This is a genomic window from Nonomuraea sp. K271 (assembly GCF_009908215.1).
In the GTDB taxonomy this organism is placed as follows: Bacteria; Actinomycetota; Actinomycetes; order Streptosporangiales; family Streptosporangiaceae; genus Nonomuraea; species Nonomuraea longispora.
Window position 1 is genome coordinate 1 of the sequence record NZ_JAAAHR010000330.1, and the last position, 2,992, is coordinate 2,992.

At 67.1% G+C, this 2,992-nt stretch carries 2 protein-coding genes and 1 pseudogene; all 3 read left to right on the forward strand.

Annotation, left to right across the window (positions count from 1 at the left end; translation table 11 throughout):
- Window positions 1-900, forward strand: a 900-nt coding sequence (locus GUY59_RS46510) for an enoyl-CoA hydratase/isomerase family protein (protein WP_161715119.1), incomplete at its 5' end; no start/stop codon positions are given.
- Between the two features lie 34 nt (window positions 901-934).
- Window positions 935-2,446: a helix-turn-helix domain-containing protein gene (locus GUY59_RS46515; protein WP_252375280.1), complete on the forward strand. Its 1,512-nt coding sequence runs from the start codon at window positions 935-937 to the stop codon at window positions 2,444-2,446.
- A gap of 70 nt (window positions 2,447-2,516) precedes the next feature.
- A pseudogene (locus GUY59_RS46520) lies at window positions 2,517-2,992 on the forward strand (tyrosine-type recombinase/integrase); the annotation flags it as partial.

The following is a 2,992-nucleotide window of genomic DNA, read 5'->3' on the forward strand; positions in this document are numbered from 1 at the left end:
GCGTTGGGTGAGCTGGTGGCGGCGGCGCCGGAGCGGTCGGGGTACAGCGAGATCACGTATGACCGTAGTGATGGTGTGGGGGTGGTGAGTTTCGACTTCTACAACGGGGCGATGTCGACGGAGCAGTGCCGGCGGTTGGCGGCGGCGTTGCGGTATGCGGCGGCGCAGGATACGCGGGTGCTGGTGGTGCGGGGTGGGGAGGTGTTCTCCAACGGCATTCATCTGAATGTGATCGAGGCGGCGCGGCATCCGGAGTTGGAGGCGTGGATGAACATCAACGCCATCAATGCGGTGTGCCGGGAGATCGTGGGGTGTACGGGGCAGTTGGTGGTGACGTCGTTGGGCGGTAACGCGGGTGCCGGTGGGGTGATGATGGGGTTGGGTGCGGATCGGGTGGTGGTGCGTGACGGGGTGATGTTGAATCCGCATTATCGGACGATGGGGTTGTTCGGGAGTGAGTTCTGGACGTATGTGCTGCCGCGTCGGGTGGGGGCGGAGCAGGCGTTGCGGTTGACGCAGGAGGCGTTGCCGATCGGGGCGGCTGAGGCGGTGGAGCTGGGGCTGGCGGACAAGCTGCTGGTGGGGTCACGGTTGGAGTTCGAGCGGAGGGTGCTGGAGTACGCGGAGCGGTTGGCGGTGGATCCGGGTTACGATCGGTTGCTGGCGGGGCGTCGGGCGGCGCGGGAGGCTGATGAGCGGCGCAAGCCGTTGGACGCGTTCCGGGCTGAGGAGCTGGCGGAGATGAGCCGGGACATGTTCGATGATCAGAATGGGTTCCGGGCGGCTCGGCGGGCGTTCGTGCACAAGGTGAAGGCTGAGGCGACGCCGGAGCATTTGGCGCGTCATCGGGAGTTGTCCGGCGCGTCGGTGGTGTCGGGCGCCGAGGCATCTCATATGTGAGATATGGTCTCGTGTTGTGGCAGATGATTACCTTGTGCGGATCGGCCGGTTGATCCGGGATGCGCGTCAGCATCGTGGTTGGACGCAGCTGCAGTTGGCGGATGCGCTGGCGACGAGTCAGAGTGCGGTCAACCGGATTGAGCGTGGCAATCAGAACATCAGTCTTGAGATGATCGCCCGGATCGGCGAGGCGCTCGACAGTGAGATCGTGTCGCTGGGTTATGCGGGGCCGATGCATCTGCGGGTGGTGGGGGGTCGCCGGCTGTCGGGTTCGATCGATGTGAAGACGTCGAAGAACGCGTGTGTGGCGTTGTTGTGTGCGTCTTTGCTGAACTCGGGGCGGACGATCCTGCGCAAGGTGGCGCGGATCGAGGAGGTCTACCGGATTCTGGAGGTGCTCGCGTCGATCGGGGTGCGGGCGCGGTGGATCAATGAGGGCAGTGATCTGGAGATCGTTCCTCCGGCTCGGCTGGAGCTGGAGGCGATGGACACGGAGGCTGCTCGGCGTACCAGGAGTGTGATCATGTTCCTGGGGCCGTTGATGCACCGGACGGAGCAGTTCCAGATTCCGTACGCGGGTGGTTGTGATCTGGGGACGCGCACGGTGCAGCCGCACATGTCGGCGTTGCGGCCGTTCGGGCTGGACATCACGGCGACGGGCGGCTTTTATCACGCGCGGGTGGATCGGGAGGTGTCGCCGTCGCGGCCGATCGTGCTGACCGAGCGGGGTGACACGGTGACGGAGAACGCGCTGCTGGCGGCGGCGCGGCATGACGGGGTGACGGTGATCCGTAACGCTTCGTCGAATTACATGGTGCAGGATCTGTGCTTCTTCCTGGAGCTGCTCGGGGTGCGGGTGGAGGGGGTGGGGACGACGACGCTGACGGTGCACGGGCTGGCTTCGATCGAGCGGGATGTCGACTACTCCCCTTCGGAGGATCCGGTGGAGGCGATGAGCCTGCTGGCGGCGGCGGTGGTGACGTCGTCGGAGCTGACGATCTGCCGGGTGCCGGTGGAGTTCCTGGAGATCGAGCTGGCGGTGCTGGAGGAGATGGGGCTCGATTGTGACCGTGGGCGTGAGTACGCCGCGGCCAACGGGCGGACGCGGCTGGTGGATCTGACGGTGCGGCCGTCGAAGCTGGTCTCCCCCATCGACAAGATTCATCCGATGCCGTTCCCGGGGCTGAACATCGACAATGTGCCGTTCTTCGCGGCGATCGCGGCGTCGGCGCAGGGTTCGACGCTGATTCATGACTGGGTGTACGACAATCGGGCGATTTATCTGACGGAGCTGACGCGGCTGGGGGCGTCGGTGAAGTTGCTGGATCCGCATCGGGTGCTGGTGGAGGGGCCGACGCGGTGGCGTAGCGCGGAGATGATGTGCCCGCCGGCGTTGCGTCCGGCGGTGGTGGTGCTGCTGGCGATGATGGCGGCGGAGGGCACGTCGGTGCTGCGGAACGTGTATGTGATCAACCGGGGTTATGAGGATCTGGCTGAGCGGCTGAACGCGCTGGGGGCGCGCATCGAGACGTTCCGCGACATCTAGCGTTTGTGTCGGTGCCGGCCGCTACGGTCTTGCTGGAATTGTGTGGTGTCCAGCGAGAGGGTGGTGGCCGGTGCGGCCTGCGGAGCTCGACCGGGTGACGGTGGCGGAGGCGGCTGACCGTTATGTGGAGTTGGTGCGGGCGAGGACGGTGACGGGGGCGTTGTCGCCGTCGACGGCGGAGGTCTACGCGCGGGACGTGGCGACGCTGGTGGAGCTGGCGGGCGAGTCGACGGTGCTGGATGATCTGACGGGCGCGGACGTCGATGCGATTCTGCTGGCGTTCGCGCGCCGGCCGGACGGCAGGCGCGCTGCGGGTTCGCGCGGGCAGGCCGGGCATGGGCAGGGCGACAGGCAGGGCGGGCAGTCGCCGGCGTCGCAGGCGCGGTTCCGGCGGTCGATCTCGGCGCTGTTCAAGCATGCGGCGCTGGCCGGGTGGGTGCAGCTGAATCCGATGACGGGGTCGGCGGTGACGGCCAAGGAGCGGGGCGGGCTGCGGCCGCAGCGGCGGGCGTTGACGCGGGAGCAGGCGCAGGGGCTGATCGGGGC